This is a genomic window from Bacillus pumilus (assembly GCF_024498355.1).
GTDB lineage: Bacteria > Bacillota > Bacilli > Bacillales > Bacillaceae > Bacillus > Bacillus pumilus_P.
On the sequence record NZ_CP101833.1, the window covers coordinates 3119835 to 3138687 of the forward strand.

At 37.9% G+C, this 18853-nt stretch carries 15 protein-coding genes; 2 read left to right on the forward strand and 13 right to left on the reverse strand.

Annotation, left to right across the window (positions count from 1 at the left end):
• Positions 1-7 precede the first annotated feature (7 nt).
• The 7 genes from tuaC to NPA43_RS16025 form a co-directional block, all read right to left on the reverse strand.
• The gene (tuaC, locus tag NPA43_RS15995; protein ID WP_256499052.1) at positions 8-1213 is read right to left on the reverse strand and encodes a teichuronic acid biosynthesis protein TuaC; all 1206 of its coding nucleotides are present in this window, start codon (positions 1211-1213) and stop codon (positions 8-10) included.
• Positions 1210-2661 carry a teichuronic acid biosynthesis protein TuaB gene (gene tuaB, locus NPA43_RS16000; protein ID WP_099726405.1) on the reverse strand — a complete coding sequence of 484 codons (1452 nt, stop codon included), beginning with the start codon at positions 2659-2661 and terminating at the stop codon, positions 1210-1212. The genes tuaC and tuaB overlap by 4 nt, the downstream gene beginning before the upstream one ends.
• Before the next feature lie 18 nt (positions 2662-2679).
• Positions 2680-3339, reverse strand: coding sequence for a sugar transferase (locus NPA43_RS16005; protein ID WP_099726406.1), 660 nt, complete (start codon positions 3337-3339; stop codon positions 2680-2682).
• Between the two features lie 199 nt (positions 3340-3538).
• Entirely contained in the window at positions 3539-4087 is a 549-nt protein-coding gene (locus NPA43_RS16010) for a hypothetical protein (RefSeq protein WP_099726407.1), read from the reverse strand.
• A 408-nt stretch (positions 4088-4495) separates the two neighbouring features.
• Positions 4496-5986 (reverse strand): N-acetylmuramoyl-L-alanine amidase, encoded by a 1491-nt coding sequence (locus NPA43_RS16015; protein WP_099726408.1) that lies wholly within the window; start codon positions 5984-5986, stop codon positions 4496-4498.
• Between the two features lie 22 nt (positions 5987-6008).
• Positions 6009-8120: a SpoIID/LytB domain-containing protein gene (locus tag NPA43_RS16020; protein ID WP_099726409.1), complete on the reverse strand. Its 2112-nt coding sequence runs from the start codon at positions 8118-8120 to the stop codon at positions 6009-6011.
• 21 nt (positions 8121-8141) lie between these two features.
• On the reverse strand, positions 8142-8465 hold the full coding sequence (locus NPA43_RS16025; RefSeq protein ID WP_230030667.1) for a LytA: 324 nt from the start codon (positions 8463-8465) through the stop codon (positions 8142-8144).
• 182 nt (positions 8466-8647) lie between these two features.
• Here NPA43_RS16025 and tagU point away from each other — a divergent pair, with 182 nt between their 5' ends.
• Complete coding sequence (gene tagU, locus NPA43_RS16030) at positions 8648-9568, forward strand: polyisoprenyl-teichoic acid--peptidoglycan teichoic acid transferase TagU (RefSeq protein ID WP_099726411.1); 921 nt, start codon at positions 8648-8650, stop codon at positions 9566-9568.
• 84 nt (positions 9569-9652) lie between these two features.
• Here tagU and wecB read toward each other — a convergent pair whose 3' ends face one another.
• The gene (gene wecB / locus NPA43_RS16035) at positions 9653-10792 is read right to left on the reverse strand and encodes a non-hydrolyzing UDP-N-acetylglucosamine 2-epimerase (RefSeq protein ID WP_256499053.1); all 1140 of its coding nucleotides are present in this window, start codon (positions 10790-10792) and stop codon (positions 9653-9655) included.
• Positions 10793-11066: 274 nt separating this feature from the next.
• On the opposite strand from wecB, the gene galU reads away from it, so the two are divergent.
• On the forward strand, positions 11067-11948 hold the full coding sequence (gene galU, locus NPA43_RS16040) for a UTP--glucose-1-phosphate uridylyltransferase GalU (protein WP_230030664.1): 882 nt from the start codon (positions 11067-11069) through the stop codon (positions 11946-11948).
• A 25-nt stretch (positions 11949-11973) separates the two neighbouring features.
• Here galU and tagH read toward each other — a convergent pair whose 3' ends face one another.
• From tagH to NPA43_RS16065, 5 genes are all read right to left on the reverse strand, one after another.
• Positions 11974-13575: a teichoic acids export ABC transporter ATP-binding subunit TagH gene (tagH, locus tag NPA43_RS16045; protein WP_256499054.1), complete on the reverse strand. Its 1602-nt coding sequence runs from the start codon at positions 13573-13575 to the stop codon at positions 11974-11976.
• Positions 13576-13594: 19 nt separating this feature from the next.
• On the reverse strand, positions 13595-14422 hold the full coding sequence (locus NPA43_RS16050) for an ABC transporter permease (RefSeq protein ID WP_060597419.1): 828 nt from the start codon (positions 14420-14422) through the stop codon (positions 13595-13597).
• Positions 14423-14568: 146 nt separating this feature from the next.
• Positions 14569-16407 (reverse strand): glycosyltransferase family 2 protein, encoded by a 1839-nt coding sequence (locus tag NPA43_RS16055; protein ID WP_256499055.1) that lies wholly within the window; start codon positions 16405-16407, stop codon positions 14569-14571.
• Positions 16394-17572 (reverse strand): DegT/DnrJ/EryC1/StrS family aminotransferase, encoded by a 1179-nt coding sequence (locus tag NPA43_RS16060; protein WP_256499056.1) that lies wholly within the window; start codon positions 17570-17572, stop codon positions 16394-16396. The genes NPA43_RS16055 and NPA43_RS16060 overlap by 14 nt, the downstream gene beginning before the upstream one ends.
• Positions 17573-18853 (reverse strand): ATP-grasp domain-containing protein, encoded by a 1281-nt coding sequence (locus tag NPA43_RS16065; RefSeq protein ID WP_256499057.1) that lies wholly within the window; start codon positions 18851-18853, stop codon positions 17573-17575.

Genomic DNA, 18853 nt, shown 5'->3' on the forward strand with positions numbered 1-18853 from the left:
TGATCTATCATTCTTTGCACATTTCATACTGTTTAAACGATGGATATTGATTGAGCACCTTTTCATATTGCTGAATGAGATGCTTCGCATTATTTGTTGATGAATATTCTGTATGAACAATTTCATGAAGATCGTTCTTTACTTTCTCACTCCATTTGTTTTCATATAGGTAGGCGTGAATGGCCTCTTTTAGCTGACTCGTTGAACGTGGTTCAATGAGCAGGTGTTGATAGGTAGAAAATAATGATGGGAGACCACCAACTCGTGTTGCAATGACAGGTACTTTTAAAGCGAGCGCCTCAAGGACGACGGTCGGCATTCCTTCACTATAGGAAGGAAGTGCAAACAGATCGGCTGCCATCAAGTAGTCTTTCACCTGATCGTTTGGCACCTGCCCTGGGAGTAAAATCGATTCCCCAGCCCGTTCGGTCAGCTCCTTTGCAAGTGGGCCCTTTCCGACAAAGACCACTTTCACACCATCCATCCCACTGACAGCATCAGCTAATTCAAGTAAGCCTTTCTCTTTCACTAAGCGCCCCACGAAGACAATTAGCTTTTCGTGAAGCGGTAAGCCTAACTGCTTTCTGATGTCTTCTTGATCTCCATCCGTTTTAGAAAATGACTTGAGCGGAATACCGAGTGGGAGAAATTGCGCTTCCACCTTTGTCATATCATGTGTCTTTTTTGCCAGCTCCTCACTCACTGTCAGCACAGCAGATGCCTGTTTCAACGCTGTTTCAAAGGCTGTGAAAGCTCCTTTGCTATAGCTCGGATACACGTTCACATCACTGCCGTGTAAGGTCAGAAGATAAGGGATATGCGCTTCTTTTTGGATCACAGCCGCCGCTCCGCCAGACGGCATGGCAAAGTGTGCATGGATAAAATCTGGTGACAGCTGATGACGCTGCATTGTGCGCAGAACAGAATCCGCTATTCGTTTACTCGGCTGTGCCCATTTCAGCTGTCCAGGTAACGCTGTATAGGGCGGCCTGTAAACCGTCACTCCGCACCGCACTTCCTGTTCGGGAATATCTTTTTTCTGCCGATAGGATGCCTTGAGCATCCGCAAGACGGGCGGATTCACTGGATTGGGACAAAGGACGGTCACTTCAATTCCTTGTTTGATCAGCTCCTGCACTTGTGTTTCGTGAAAGACACCCTCACTCGGATGTTTTTCACTAGGATATACACTTGTCAGCCATAGCACCTTCATGACGAACGACCTCTTCTCAATAATTTGCCTGCAATCTGTGGATACATTTTGACGAGCAGCAGGCCATACAAAGCAGCACTTAAACAAACAGTCAGTAATAATTGAAGCGAAATATCAGCTGACGTCAGCTTCATCCCTTGATGTAAAGCTACCGCACAGGCGGCCATCAATAGCGTCATGACAGCAGGCTTTCCGAGTGATTTCAAATACACCTTCATATCAAGCTGAATGACATAGGCCATCAGCCATCTGCCAACAATGAAATTCAGCAGGCTGACACCTGAGTAAATCCAAGCCACCGTCAACAGACTGCCTGTGCTGACTCCTGCATATAACGCACATCCATAAACGATGAGCATCCCCGTATCCCAATAAAAGGCCAAGTCCGCTCTCCCTTTTGCAAGGAGTATTGAACCGTTTGGATTCATGAGCACACGCAGTAGTCCGACTATGCACAAAATATTGAGAACCGGAACTGCCACTAGCCATTTCTCTCCAAACACAACTTCTATAAAGCTATCTGATACGGCAGCAAGGCCGATTAATAACGGAAAACTAATCAAGGCGAGCATATTCGTCATACTTAGGAAGCCCTCGCGCAGCATGGAGTGATCACGCTGACTTTTTGCAAAAACAGGGAAAGCCACCCTCGTCACAATCGGATTAATTTTCAGCACAGGAATCGTCACAATTTGATAAGCCAAGCTGTAAATACCTAACGCCTCCGCTCCAAGAAACCGGCCGATTAAAATCATGTCAATGTTCGATCCTGCCCGATTGACGAGCCTTGATGCCAGCTGGAAAGCGCCGAATGAGAAAAACTCTTTCACTTCTCCTATTGCAAAGACTGGTGCTGGACGCCACTTCTTCCAATAAGCCGCTGCATACAATAGACCTTTACTTGATTGCAGCAACACTTGAGAGATGACATAGGCAACAATCGGATTGATGAAAAAAGCTAAAGCGAATAAAACGAGCAGCGATATGATGGCCGCAATGGCTTCAATGGTACTTAATGTTTTAAAAGCTAAATCTTTTTGCATCATATATTGGTATTGCTGGCCAATTGGTGCAATGAGAAACATCATCGATAATAGCTTGAGCAGTCCTTCTAGCTCAGGACGGGCATAAAAGGCGGCAATCATTGGGCTTGCAAGGATAAGTAAACAAAACAAGACAAGACCTGTGAGTAAGTTGATCCAATATAATGTTGATAATTGACGTTCCGTTGTTTGTTCCTTTTGAATGATCGCTGCACCGATGCCTAGATCAAGTAAAATTTGCGTAAATATTGTGACAGTTGTGATCATGCCAACGAGCCCAAACTCTTTAAGTGACATCACGTTCCCTAGAAAGGCGAACTGTGCAATTTGGATGATGGTAATGATCAATGCGGACAAGCTTGTCCATTTTGCCCCGCCTAGCATGCGATTTTTCATACTTGCCATTTCTCTTCCCTACTTTACTTATCTGGCTCCGTCACCAGTCATGATGACTTTTAACGTTTTTACCATAATCTTCGTGTCAAGAGAAAATGTCAAGTTTTGAATATACTGTAAGTCATGTGATAACTTTTCACTTGGACTCATTTCATATCCTCCATTTACTTGAGCAAGGCCTGTCAGCCCCGGCTTCACCGCCAGCCTTTTTGTAAAGCCTGGAATCGTGCGGTTAAATTCTGCGGTAAACATTGGTCTTTCCGGCCGCGGACCTACGATACTCATTTCTCCTTTTAACACGTTGATAAATTGTGGCAGTTCATCAATTCTTGTTTTACGGATGAATGCCCCCACTTTGGTGATACGCGGGTCATTTTTTTGGGCCCATTTCGCTCCTCCGCTTTCTGCGTCGGTTCTCATCGATCTGAGCTTCCATAATTGAAAGTAAACACCGTCTTTCCCGACCCTTTCCTGCATATAAAAGGCTGGTCCCGGTGTTTCTAACTTAATCAAAAGGGCAAACAGCAAAATGATTGGCGTACTCAAAATCAATCCGATGAACGAGAACACTAAATCTATGACACGTTTTGCAAATAAATAACGAACCATATGTTCTGTTAAGGCAAAAGAGTGGTTTCGTCTCACTTCATATTCTCTATAAAGATTCATCGCTTTCTCTGCGCTCACTGACCTGCACCTCACCATTCAAAGTAGTTGTTGTGTAAAGAGATGTTCTATGAAAGTCAGTTTAGCAGAGCAACATTAAGCAAATGTAAATGGGCTGTTAAGTCTTGTAAAATTGTGTTAAGAATGTGCACTTATATCAAGTTATGCCCTTTTAAACGTAAAAAAGACCCGCAATTCTGCGGGTCTACGGGTGTTCTCTTTATTTTGCCTTTACGGATTCGATTGTTTTGAGTCTGAGTGTTCCGTTTGCATCTTTTGTATAGGTTACTTTCACTTTTGATTCTTCTTTCAAGCTGTTTACTTGTTTAGAAAATGTATTTCCAAATTGAATGGCTACTTCTTTTCCATCAATGTTGACAGCAATGGTATGTCCATCAGCCAAACCGACATATGTGCCTTCTTTGGTGACTTCTTTTTTTGTTGTGGACTCAGCTTTTGATTGATCCTTCGCAGGTTCTTCTTTTGTGATTTCTTTACTTGAGCTTTCTTTTGCATCTTCATTGGATTGACCTGCTTGGTCTTCTGTTTTAGCAGCCGTTTCTTTGCTTTGATCGTCTGTTTTTTCACTTGCAGACTTATCTTCCGTTTTTTCGTCTGATGCATTTTCTTTGTTTTGATCAGCCGCTTCAGTTGTTTCTTTTTTGCTGTTATCCGTATTGTTGTCGTTTGATTGATTTGTTGTGCCGCATGCTGTAAGCACTACACCTAGAAGCAATACTAAAAACGGCATTGTGATTAATTTTTTCAATATTGTCACCTCTTCATGATTTGTCGATTTGCTGTTATCGGAAGGTAAACACGTAAAAAAGCTACCCTCTATGTTTCGATTATAACAAAAATAGCCTAAATTGAAATGTATTTTTAACTTGACATACAAATGGTCGTTTTCATTTTCATCAAAGTAAGTGGAAACACTCCTGTTTGACCACTGACCCTCCATGGATCAATCTAGGCAGGTTATCCTCGTCACTGTCTGTTGCGCTCATACAGAGTTGTGTGCACGATTAGTAAAGACATTTGATAGCCTATGAAGACCGCATCCTTAGAGTGAATCCTTCATCCTAGAACCACTTCATATACCATTGATAAAAAAGGCTGCCGAGAGACGTTCTCGAGCAGCCTAAGAGGAGTATCTTAGCCACCCCTCATGTTTTTCTTATCTAAAATAACCTGAAACGCCGCTTGAAATACCAGCTGCTAATCTATCTTTATAAGTAGCAGATTTCAAAATATTTGAATCGACTGGACTGGAAACAAAGCCAGTTTCAAGCAAGACACTCGGCATCTTTGAATACTTAATGACATAGAAGCCAGCCGTTTTGACACCACGATCTCTTGTACCTAGTGCACTAACCATTTTAGGCTGGATGTTTTGCGCAAGCTTCAGGCTGTTCGTTGCCGCATATGTTTTGTCATAATACGTTTCTGTTCCATTTGCGCTGCTGTTGTCATTTGCATTCGCATGGACACTAATAAAGATATCTGCTTTCGCAGAAGCACCTTTGCTTACTCGTGTTTGAAGACTGTCAAATGTATCAGATGTACGTGACATGACTGGTAGTGCCCCAGCACTAGTCAATTTTGTATTTAGACGCTTAGCGACATCAAGGTTCACGTTCTTCTCAAGAAGACCATATCCAGCAGCACCAGAATCTTGATCTCCATGACCAGGGTCAATAAAAACTTTTTTTCCAACGACTGGATTTTTCAATTGGGAAGTCACAGTATTCGTCACAGTAGATGTACCACCTAGAACACTAAATGAAGTGATCTTCTTTGAACCAATGATTTTTCTTGTTGCTTTCGGTAATGTTTTTTCATTTGTGAAAATAAAGGCTTTACCCTGCTTGGCAGCAATACTAGCTCCTGAAGCGGCATCAGCATATGCAAAACCATTACTAATATACGTATTACTTGTACTCATATTGTATTTCGTCACAATATTTGCAGCGACTTCATAACGATTGGCCCCGCCAATTCTTCCAGGTGAAGGTAGTTTAGCATAAGTTGATTTATTTACACTAGACTCTCCACCAATGACAACGGTCTTTTTAATTGCTCGGCTTTTAATCACAGCTGAAGTTTCCGAACGTAAACCTTTATCATTTGTTAATAAGATTGGATAGCCTTGTTTTGCAGCATAAGGTGCAATGGCAACTGCATCTGCATAAGCAAAGCCATTTGCTACAACAGCCGTACTAGAGCTTTTCATTTGCTTTGCAATATTTGCTGCTAAGTCATAGCGGTTCTTACCACTAATACGTTTCACAGAGATACCCATTGATTTTAGCTGAGTTGTCACCTTGCTAGAGACACTCTTTGTTCCACCGAGAATAGTCACATTCTTTGTTTTTAGACTTTGAAGGCCTTTTTTTGTATCTGTAGATAAACTGCTACTGTTAGTAAACAGAACAGGGGCATTTTTTTGGTATGCATAAGGAACCGCACTTAATGCATCCGCATATGCATCTTTCCCTACAAGAACAGCCGTACTTGATGTTGTCCAGCCTTTTTTCGCCGCGTTCACCGCAACAACATACCGGTTCTTCCCATCAAGCCTTGTAACTGAATTGTCAGCAAGTGCAGATGGAAGAAACAAACACATTGTTACTACACTCAAAAATACAACTTTTATAATAGAGCGCACGTTTATAACCTCCTTTGATGTTTTAATTCGTAGTTAACTTTGCACCCGGATAATAGAATGACAAAATACTTGAATATGAGCTTCCTGATTCAGCTCTCTTTTTCGCTCCATATTGACTCATTCCAACTCCATGACCATACCCTTTTCCTGAGATGGTAAAATCATTGGTGTTATTCTTCACTGATGCATACGTGCTTTTTAAATTAGTCGCTCCAAGTATTGATCTAAATTCAGTCATCTTAAAGCTAAGTGTCGCTGATTTATTCATACTATAAGAACCCGTTTTATTTTTTAAGTGATAGCTGATTTTCATAGAGGCTGTTTTTGCTCTCTGCCCTTTTGTCTTACCTGAAAAGGATAGGCTTGAAATTGTCGCTATCTTGATGTCTGAAGCTGAAGTTTCTTTATTTTTTAGAATCCAGTTCTTCAAGCCTTTCAACTGACTCACATTTGATTCTGTTGTCTTACTCCACCAAGATGCAGGTTCTGCTGTGCTAAGCGATTTACTCAATTGTGTTTTTGATAGTTTAAGTGTCCATGCATTCACTGGATCTTTTGTATCTGTTTTTGCTACTAAATAAGGAAATGCACTTGACCACACTTCTTCACTCGCCTCAGTGTAGCCTCCATTACTAGAATAGTAGGTAGCAGAAATCAGTTTATTATTATATTTTAGTACCTTACCTTTTGTAGCATCTACAGCTTTTGTAGAATTTGTATACCAGCTGTATCCACCGTACACTTGGAATGCTGTTGTATCTGGCACAACCTTCCCAATACTGTTCACAGAATATGTACGTGCTGCAACAGCCTGTGCTTTTAATGCCTCAACATGCCAGCTTGCTGGCATTTCATTCGGTACAACCCCTTTAAGATAATCTTCAAAAGGGATATTTTCATTTGTTGGACGAATATAGCCTGATTCTACAGCAAAGTTCATTTTCCCCAAGTATGCTTTCCCAGCAACTCGAATGACATTTTTAGTTGAATATTTCTCTGGAACAACTCTTACTGAAGATCCAAACGTCTTGATGCCCTTGATAGAAATTTTCCCGTTAGAAACATTCAATTGATAATCCTTATTATTCTTCAAATAAAATTCATTTGATAATTTTGTTTGTAAACTTGCTGAAATGGATTTTGTTCCGCCAGACAATTGAAACGAGTACGTCCCCTGTTTTTTCACAACTGATGTCACAGGTGATGTTAGACTATTGTCTTTTACAAGTACCATAGGACTGTTATTTTTGGCTGCTAAAAGCGAAAATGTAATAGCATCTGTAAAGATAGAACCATTTGCTAAGTATAGCTTATTAGCATTCATGTTTAATTCAGTTACAATATTTGCTGATACCTCATATCTATTAGCTCCACCGATTCTTTTCACTGTGGACGTTTTTTTGATTTGAGATTCAACTTTTTTGCTAACACTCTTTTCTCCACCAACAATGATGACTTTACTTGGAAGCTTGTAAGTTGGTAAGCTATCTTTCTTCGTTAACAGAATAGGATAGCCGTTTCTTGCAGCGTATGGTGTTACTGAAGCACTGTCAGTAAAAATGCTTCCTGTTGCCACTATAGCTTGACTATAGTTCCCCATCTCTTTTGCGATATTTTGTGAAACAGCATAACGTGATTTACCACTGATCCTTTTGATCTTCCCGTATTTTTTCAATGTTTTCTCTGTTGCTGAAGAAACACTTGTTGTTCCACCGATAATCAGAATATTGTCAGGATTCATCTTGTTAATTTGCTTTTCAGTGGTTTTTGTTAATCTTTCAGCATTCGTATATAAAATAGGTGCATTCAATTTATAAGCTAAAGGTGTAGCGGAAATTGCATCTGCAAACGCATCACGATTTACAATGACAATTGTAGATGGATTTTTCCAGCCTGCTGAAGCAATATTATTGGCTACCTCATAACGGTTCTTACCATCATATCGAGCTATTGAAGATACATTTGTACCAGTCACTTTGTATAAGCCGGATGATGATATGTTAAAGTTCGTTTTGTTTCCAACATAGTTTGATAATTTCACAGAAATTGTTGAGCTTGCCGCTGAAGCATCTTTTGGGATGAATACAAGCAAAAGTAAGATGAACATTGTGAAAGTTAGACTGATTTTTTTCAATTTAATGATCCCACCATCTCTCTATTGAACTTTTTTAATTTCTTGAATTTCCTTTTGGCCACTGTCATTTAGAATGTAAAAAATGTCTACGTGATCTCCTGGTTGAAATTCATTCAATACTTCATTGAAGTTTTCAGTAAATTCAAAATTCAAAGTAACATTTGACTTTTTCACTTCAATTGTATGGGAGTCTGCCATTCCTACATAGTTGGCTGTCTCCTTTAACGTTTGAGAAGTTGAACTGCTTGTCTTCTTTTCTTCTAAGGACTGCTCAGCCGTTCCACATGCTGTGAGCACGATACCTAGTAGTAGTATTAAGAACGGTAAAACGACGATTTTCTTCATTTTTTTCACCTCATGTCTTTGTATCGTCTTATAACTTAATATTTTAAGGTAAATTTAAGGTTTTTTGAAACCTTTTTTTTGTTACAACGTCTATATCTAGGTTCAGAGTAAAAAAATAACTTGTTTATCAAGATTCATAAACCTATAATCATGGAAGAATCATAGAAAAGGTGAGGGACATTATGAGAGCTGAGAGAAAAAGAAAGAAGAAAAAGGTTCTTTGGATTGTTTTATCGATTATTGGCTTATTCGTATTAGCAACTGGCGGATACGCATATCATCTTTGGAACACAGCAGCATCAACCGTCGCAGGCATTCAGGAGAACTTAAAGAAGTCAGATAAGCGTGACAAAGATGTCGATTTAAATAAAAAGGACCCGATCTCCGTTTTGGTTATGGGTGTCGATGAAAGAAAGAATGACCGCGGCCGTGCAGATACATTAATATACATGACAGTGAATCCGAAAACCAAAACAACCGAGATGGTGAGTATCCCGCGTGATACGTATACGAAGATTGTCGGGAAAGGCACAATGGATAAAATCAACCACTCCTATGCATTCGGCGGCACACAAATGGCAGCTGATACAGTAGAGGAACTGCTTGATGTACCTGTTGATTATTTTGTCAAAGTCAATATGGAAAGCTTTAAAGACATTGTCGATACACTTGGCGGCATTACCGTGAATAGTACGTTTGCTTTCAGCTATGACGGCCATTCATTTGGTACAGGAGAAATTAACCTGAATGGCGATCAAGCACTTGCCTATACAAGAATGAGAAAACAAGACCCAAAAGGGGATTTTGGCCGCCAGCAAAGACAGCGCCAAGTCATTGAAGGCATCATTGCGAAGGGTGCCAACATTTCGTCTATTACAAAATTCGGCGATATGTTCAAAGTCGTTGAAAACAACATGAAAACCAACATGTCCTTTGACGATATGTGGACGATGATGAATGATTATCGCGATGCAAGAAAGCATGTCAAACAGCACGAGCTGAAAGGAACAGGCACACGAATCAATAACATTTATTACTACCAGCTTGATGATAGCAGTTTAGCGAAAGTGAAGAAGGAATTGAAGGAAAGTTTGGAGCAGTAAAAAAGAAGACAAAGGGCTAAAATAAAGATCATTTTAACCCTTTGTCAACAATCTGAGAAGGCTACAATGACGTAGTCTTCTTTTTTATGATTTAAACGGTACTGGCTTTTCCTCACTGAATCCAAAACGATGAAGGAGCTCTTGGACAATTCGTTTCGACGCTTGTCCATCACCATAAGGATTAGAAGCCTTCGACATTTTGTCGTACTCTTGCTGGTCTTCTAGCAGCTCTTTTGCCATCTGGTAAATGGTATTCTCATCTGTCCCTGCAAGCTTGAGCGTGCCAGCTTTAACGCCTTCTGGTCGTTCTGTTGTATCACGCAGCACCAATACTGGCTTCCCTAAAGAAGGAGCCTCCTCTTGAACACCGCCGGAATCCGTTAAAATAAAGTGTGAAGCTGCCGCAAAGTTATGGAAGTCAACCACTTCAAGCGGTTCAATTAAGTGCACCCGGTCGAGATCACTGAATTCCGTCTGAGCCGCATCACGAACGGCAGGATTTAAATGAACAGGGTATACGACCTGTACATCTTCGAACTCTTCTACAACACGTCTAATCGCTCTAAACATGTTTTTCATCGGCTGTCCAAGATTCTCCCTGCGATGAGCCGTTAACAAAATCATTTTATCTGTGCCTATTTTCTCTAAAATAGGATGTTGATATTGTTCTGTGACCGTTGTTTGCAGGGCGTCAATGGCAGTATTCCCTGTCACACAAATGGTCGCTTCTTTTTTATTTTCTATCAAAAGATTCTGCTTCGCCTCATCTGTAGGTGCAAAATGAATATCAGCAATGGTGCCTGTCATTTGACGGTTCAATTCCTCTGGGAATGGTGAATACTTATTGTGTGTTCTTAAGCCTGCCTCCACATGACCAACTGAAATTTGGTGATAAAAAGCGGCCAGACTTCCCGCAAACGTAGTCGTTGTGTCTCCATGAACAAGCACAATATCAGGCTTTTCCTCTTGAAATAACTGATCTAGCTTCAACAGTGCATTTGATGTAATTTCTGATAATGTTTGGCGCTGTTTCATGATGTTTAGATCATGATCTGGTTGAATGTCAAAGGCTTTCAGCACTTGATCAAGCATTTCTCTATGCTGAGCAGTGACAGTGACTGAGGATTTGATTTGCGGATGTTTTTTCAGTTCAAGGACTAGTGGTGCCATTTTGATCGCTTCAGGCCTCGTCCCGAATACAGTCATAACATGTAATGTTTTCAATGTCGATGCCTCTTTCCTTCTCAATTATCGTATGTTGTACATTATACAAAAGAATAAGAACGAATCCTAATCATTCTATTCGCGTAATCTTTACATCGCCTTTACTCTTTTTAACATGAATATTTACACAAGTTCTTTACAATTGGTTTTAAATCAGATCATTTAATTCTCGTAAATCATTTGTCATTTCTATCATTTGTAAGTTACACTTTATGAAAGATGAAAAATGAAGGTCATATCATTTTTTCTATATGTAAGGAAGGTGCAAAGTTCATTGAAAAAAGTACGTAAAGCCATTATACCCGCTGCAGGTCTCGGGACACGTTTCCTCCCTGCCACAAAGGCCATGCCTAAAGAAATGCTGCCAATCGTTGATAAACCAACCATTCAATATATTATTGAAGAAGCTGTTGAATCAGGAATTGAAGACATTATTATCGTCACTGGAAAAGGAAAAAGAGCCATTGAGGATCATTTTGATTTTGCACCAGAGCTAGAGCGGAACCTTGAGGAAAAAGGAAAAAGCGAGCTTTTAGAAAAGGTGAGAAAGTCCTCTAATATTGCTGACATTCATTACATACGTCAAAAGGAACCGAAGGGACTTGGACACGCCGTTTGGTGCGCACGTAACTTCATCGGTGATGAACCTTTTGCTGTTTTACTAGGTGATGACATTGTTCAAGCCGAAACACCTGGGCTTCGCCAGCTGATGGATGAATATGAAAAAACCCTTTCATCTGTGATCGGCGTTCAGCAGGTAGCAGACAGCGATACGCATCGCTACGGGATCATTGATCCTCTTACACAAGAAGGACGCCGCTACCAAGTGAAAAATTTTGTTGAAAAGCCGGCGCAAGGAACAGCACCATCGAATTTAGCCATCTTAGGCCGCTACATTTTCACACCAGAGATCTTTATGTACCTCGATCAACAAGAGATTGGTGCAGGCGGAGAAATTCAGCTGACAGATGCCATCCAAAAGCTCAATGACATCCAGCGTGTATTTGCTTATGATTTTGAAGGAAAACGATACGATGTCGGTGAGAAACAAGGCTTCATCGAAACGACTCTCGAGTTTGCCCTTCAGGATGAAGAGCTGAAAAAGAAACTCATTCCATTTATGAAACAGCTTCTTGAAAAAGAAGAAGTCAATTAAAAAAGCTGCCGGCATCGGCAGCTTTTTATTTAATCACTGAAATAGTCAGTGTATGCTGTTCATTATCAATGACAAACAGGTTGTTTTCGCCCTTTACTGCGAATTTCGTTTGTTTCTCATTCATCCAGACATTTTGTTCAGTCAGCCCAAGTGTTGAAGGAGAAATGGGCATAATCTCGCGGAACACAATCGCGTGTGCTTGACCATTTTGAATCACATAATCGGTTTTCTCTGTGGTCAATCGCTCAATGGTGTCGCCTTGATCACTTTTGATCGAGCTCAGCGTTTGCATTCTTTGCTGAAGCACAGATTCTTCTTTTCCAAGGAAAGATAGTAAATACTCATACGAACCTGCTGATGCAGGTGATACGTAGGAATTGAACTGTCCTGGTCCAATGGATAATGGCTTCAATTCATCTGCAGCTTGCAGTGCATCACGTTTCACAAAATACGTCTCTGACGCTGTTTTGATTTGAACAGTTTGTTTATTTTCAGCCACAGTCTGTACTTCTTGTCCAAATGGTAAAGTGACATCCGCCTTTTTTTTCATGGCTTGATCTTTGTAAACCGTCATTGAATCTGCTGTGACAATGGCTTGTTGATCTACCTTTTTCATATTAGGCGCACCCTTCGTCTTAGGATCCTTTGACTGAGGCGCCTCTGTCTTATCTGATGGTATTGCACCAAATGTTGCCAGCGTACGAAGCGGTCGATCCGAAAACATAGAAAGGGCAAGCAAGATGGTTAAGACCGCTATAATGGTCACTTGAAACGCTGGTCCAAAAAATGAACGTCGTTTCCCGTTTTCATTATAACGAGACACCTTTGCTGTCTTTTGTACGCCTTTTCGACCTTCCTTGTGTTTCAATTGGTATTCTTTTTTCTCTTTCTTAGAAAGCTTGTTAAACCAATCAACAAACTCCTTATATTCTTTCACAACCTTTTTCGTATCATCAAACATACGAAGCTCACCATAATGCATCCAAGCCACCCGATCACAGATTTTTTGGATTTGGCTAATGGAGTGACTGACAAAAAAGATCGTCTTGCCTTGTTCTTTGAATTCTGTGATTCGATCCACACATTTTTGATAGAACGTTTGGTCTCCGACAGATAACGCTTCATCAATAATCAGGATATCTGGATCGATATGTGCTGAAATGGCAAAGCCTAGACGGGATTTCATTCCGCTTGAATAGCTTTTTACAGGCTGATCGATAAAGTCGCCAATATCCGCAAACTCTACGATTTTTTCATAAAGCTCATCTATCTCTTTATTCGTCAGCCCCATCATTAAGCACTTTAATCGAATGTTGTCTTTACCGCTTAACTGGTTGTTCAGCCCTGCCGCAATGGCAATTAACGAAGGCTGGCCGTCCATCTCAATTTCACCATTTGTCGGTGGAATGATTTTCGCTAGAAGGTTCGACATCGTTGATTTACCAGATCCGTTGATCCCTACAAAACCAATCGTCTCGCCTTCATATACATCAAAGGACACATCACGAACAGCAAAGAAACCTTTTTCATTTTTATTAGGAAAAAACAGCCCTTTGATCTTATCCGACTGTTTTTTATATAGGACGTATTGCTTGGATACGTTTCGAAACGAAACCTTTAGTTTCATCGTATAATCTCCTTACTTTTTAAAGAAAATCGACAAATTTATCCCTAAATTTCATATGAAGCAATGAACCGACTGTTAAAAGAAGAAGGGTAATCAGCCAAAAATAAAGCGTATATTTCACATCATGGAAGAACCATTCTCCCTTTAACAAGCTATTTCTGAAACCATCAATAATGTAGAAAAGTGGATTCAGTCTTAATATATCTCCAATCCACGCTTTGTCTCCAGTTAGCTTCTCTGAGATATTCCAAAAAATCGGCAGCAAAAAGAAAAGCAAACGTGTCACTGATTGTAAAAGAAATTGATAGTCTCTCACGAGTACGCTAATCGTTGAATTAAACAAACTAAACGAAAACATAAACGCGATCATACAAATAAGATAGTATATATATTGCAGCCAATGCGCGTCGGGATATATGCCATAGGAAATCAGCACAATCAGATAGACACCCATCATGACAAAGTAGCTGAACAAGTTGGACATAATCACCACAGACGGCAGCGCACTAATCGGAAAATTCATTTTCGATACCATATTAATGCGTTTAAACACACTGTTTGATCCATCAAGAATCGTCGGACTAATGAAGAACCACGGTATTAATCCAGCAAGCATCCAAATGATAAATGGAACTTCCATGCCTCCAATGACAATTGGCTGTCCTCCGCGAATACCCAAACCAAAAACAAACCAGTAAGCCAGCATTTGAATCAATGGATTTAAAAACTGCCATAAAACACCTAAATAATTCATCTGATATTTTGATTTTGTTTCATAAACAGCAAGTCGCATAATCAGCGGAAATGAACTGATTTGCTCCTTTAGTATCGTCAACATTGCGTTCATTGTTATCTTCCTTAGATATAAGTTTTTGGGATTACTTTTTTAAAAAGCACCGCTCATAATTGTAACAGATGTTGAGGAATATTTCACTTATCAGGAAATGCACATCACAAACAATACAAAAAGGAGGAAGCTACTTCCTCCTCTCTTTAAAGTTTAACCTTAAATTTTGATAAGAGCCGGGTGAGATACGTTGAACTTTTTAAAGAAATGTTCCCTTTGGCCGTTTCGTATACTTCTACCTGAAAAGGTCTTAAGTTATACATATGATATAGTTTATCTGTTAATAAACTTTTTCTTAATCTAAAGTGTCGATCCTGAGAACAATAAAAAAAGTCATATGTTTTAAACCCTTCAAAGAAATGGTTCCATTTAATATTGAACTCTGTACTTGATGTCCTTTTAAGAAAAATTATTTCTCTTGTTATTCGATTTTTCAAATAGAATGTACCTGTTTCTATTATTGGCTGTTCTGCTAATATAGAAATACCTTCATCATTCAAAATCAAGTGTTCTACTTTCACATCTATATTTTCAATAGATAGTTTTCCGTTATTAGTGAAAAAGAGATGAAAATTCGATTGATTAAAATTATTAAGGGTATTATTATACATTTGCTTAGAGATTCTAAATTTATCTTCTTTATCGTTTCTTTGAACAATAATGTAAATATCATATGTTGCAACTTGATTAAAATCTTCTAAAGAAAGTTCCGCGTTTAATTGACCAACATCATTTGTAAATGTATCGATCACTGTTTTTTCAGTTAAATTATGTCTTGACTCAAAAGAAATAAATACTTTTGCGTCATTAAACGTTTTTGGTATGTCGATATCTTTAAATATGATTTTTTCACCATCAACATCTATTTTATTTATTTGTATAAATTCTTCTTTTAGCACTTTAATTTCAAAGAGTTCATCTGGAATATTGAGACTTTCATTTTTAAAAAAGGGAAGGGCCCAATAATATTTACCATTCTCTTTTAATATGGTTCCTTTTTGATTACCAGCTAAATAATAGATTAATTCCTCATGAAGATCGTTCAAGATAAAGTAGATATATAGATTACAAGTAATTCCTAAATCATTTTCAAAAATATTATCAACTTTTTGTAAAATCGGTTTAATTTCTCTATAAAACACTTGCCTAAACTTTTTATCCCATACGATATTTTTAATCGGGAAGAACAAACGTTCAATATTTCTTTTAAGAAATTCATTTTCAAGTTCTTTATCACCATAATCCTCGAAATATCCCATTTGGTATTCAAGTGATTCTATCCGATCTTGAAAGTTTCGCAAATCACCATTTAATTGAGTTATCGACTTTTGAGTTGCTTCTTCTCCTCTTTTTCTCCAAAGATAGACAACATCCGTAATAATTGCTATTTTCTTCGCATATAAAAATGCCTTATGGACCATTGGACGATCTGCATATAGCATACCTGGAGGCATAAAACATTGATGTTCAAAGATCAGTTCTCTCCGAAATATTTTATTCCAATAAAATCCATCATAAAAAATATCAGGATAATCTTTTGCTCTCTCGATTAATTTATTCTTTTGCCAAACTTCTCTTTCCTTTTTATAAATAATTTCTTTTTGAACGCCGTTTATTAAAATATTAGGCCTTCCGATCACAATATCAGCCTCAGTTTTTTTTGCTTCTAAATATAATTTTTCATAGGCATCGAGAGGAAGAATGTCATCTGAATCCATGAGCGTGATGTATTCTCCTGTTGCATATTTTAATCCGTGATTACCTGCATTGGCGCCTCCACTATTTTTTTGATGGATTACCACCATATTTGAATACTTCTTTTCATATTCATCTAAAATTTCGGCACTATTATCAGGACTTTCATCATTTACTGCGATAATTTGCAAATCAGATAATGATTGATTGACAAGTGAATCAAGGCACTCCTTCAAATAGTATTCTGTATTATAAACCAATACAACCACGCTTAGTTTATACTGACTCATTCGATATTTCACCCACTTGATTCGTCATTCTTTTGTTGACTTGATTATGAAAATTCTCCAAAACAATTTTAATGATGGTACAAACTTGTTCAACTTCACTTAAAGATAGTTCTGAATACATTGGCAACGCTAATATTCGATTACTAACATATACTGCTACTGGTGTTTCACTCGAATCAAACATATAACAGCCGAAGTCATTACAAAGAGGATAAAAATATTTTCTAGTAAACAAATTATATTCTTTCAATTCTTCATTTACATAATTTCTCATCTCTTTATTTTCTAATAAAATTGGAAAATATGAATAGTTGTGATGAACCTTCTCATCAATTGATACAACGTTAATTCCTGGTATCTCAGATAAATTTTTTTCATATTGATGATAAATTTCTTTTCTGGTTAATATGTCTTGATCAATTTCTTCTAAATTCACTAATCCCATAGCAGCTTGGAATTCATTCATTTTTGCGTTAATTCCTATATAATCAACTGATTCATTAGAAGTAATACCAAAATTTTTCAAAGCTTTCAATTGTTGAGTTAACCTTTTCTGTTTATAACAAAGCACTCCACCTTCAATAGAATGAAAAACTTTAGTTGCATGCATACTAAACATAGATGCATAGCCAAATTCTGCAATAGATTTGCCATTTACCTTAATTCCAAAAGCATGCGCTGCATCATAGATAACAGGTATTCCATAATCCCTTGAAATTCGATCTAATTCATTCACATCACAAGGATTACCAAAAACATGCACTGCTACTATTGCTTTTGTTTTTTCCGTAATGAGTTTTTCAATATGATTGACATTGATATTGAATGTATTTGGTTCAATGTCACAAAAAACTGGCTGAAAACCTGTATTTTTTATCGCATGAACTGTAGAAGCAAAAGTAAAAGGTGTTGTAATCACTTCCCCCTTTTCTTCTATCGTTTTCAAGGCAATTTCTAATGCTAAGTGACCATTGGTGAAGAGTTCAATTTGGGATGAGCCTAGATATTCTCTAAGATTTGTTTTAAATTCTTCATGTAATGGTCCGTCATTTGTTAACCATTTATTCTCCCAAATATTTTTTATCTTATCTATATACTCTTCAAATTTAGGAAGTTTTGGTTTTGTCACATGAATTGGTGTTGGAAATTTAAATTGTTTTGTCATTTAATTTCTCCAATCAATTAATGCTTCAATCGAATCTACGTCAAAAACTGGAATGTCAATTGTTTTAATTTGGTCTCTTTCGCTAAAAGAATCATCAATAAATATAGAAGGTATTTTATTATCTATATATTTTGATTTCATATCTTCTTTTTTCAGATGAATTACACGATCAAAAAGATTCTTGTGGATTCGAAGCTTTTCCAGAGTTTCTTTGATATCACTGATATGCTTTGTAATTAGTATGATTTCTTTATGATTATTAAGGCATTGATATAAAAATAGCATTAAATGTGGATTAACCTTGTCTTTATACGTAATCGTATCATCAAAATCTACATACACCCTTTGATAAGAGTATTGAAGAGTGAATCGATTAATCAAAGCTCTATCTACTTCAAGATTCACACCGTTATCTTCTATTTTTATATCAAAATCCATTCGATCGTATAAACTCAGCAAAGGGAAATTAACACCTTTGTTACGATACAATGCCATAGTTCCTGCTATACGCGGTGCCACTTCCAACAACTTGTAATGGCCATTCACATCTTCTTTAATTTGAAAGAACCAAGCTCCTCTAAATTGAAGATGTTTATTAATTTCGTGCGCTATCTGTGTTGTTTGCTCATCCATTTGTAACGTGGCGGAGTTCACACTTATACCACTCTTAATACGTTTTCTTTCTCGTCTGCCAGTATATTTAAGTTCTCCATTTCTATTTGTAAAACAATCTATTGTATATTCTTTCCCTGGGAGATACTCAAGTATTAATAAGTCAGATTGATTATTTTTATAGAACTCCAGCTCTTTTTTATCTCTCGCAAGAGCTACTCCTTTTGACCCTTGTCCAACATCTGGCTTTAAAAATACGGGGAATAGATCAACATCTTCTACTTTTTCATACATTTTAGGAACAAAAGATTGCTTTTCAAAAAATTCATACGTTCTCTTTTTTGATCTTGAAATCTCACAAGTTAATTGATCTGATGTAATAACTATGGCATGGAGCTGTTCTCGATTTTGTGCTAATTTTAATACTACACTATCATGTGCAGGGAAAATAAAATCAATTTTGTTTTCACTAATTATACGGTTCAATTGATCAATAAAGCCTTCGTCATGGATATTTGGCATACCCTCTATATAATTTTTATATACATACTTACCATGATCAGAGACGCTGGAAGCACCGATCAATTCAAAGTCCTTTGAGTACTTAAGGGAATTGTGAATCTCCAAACCAATCTCTGAACCACATGGAAACACTAGAACTTTTTTCAT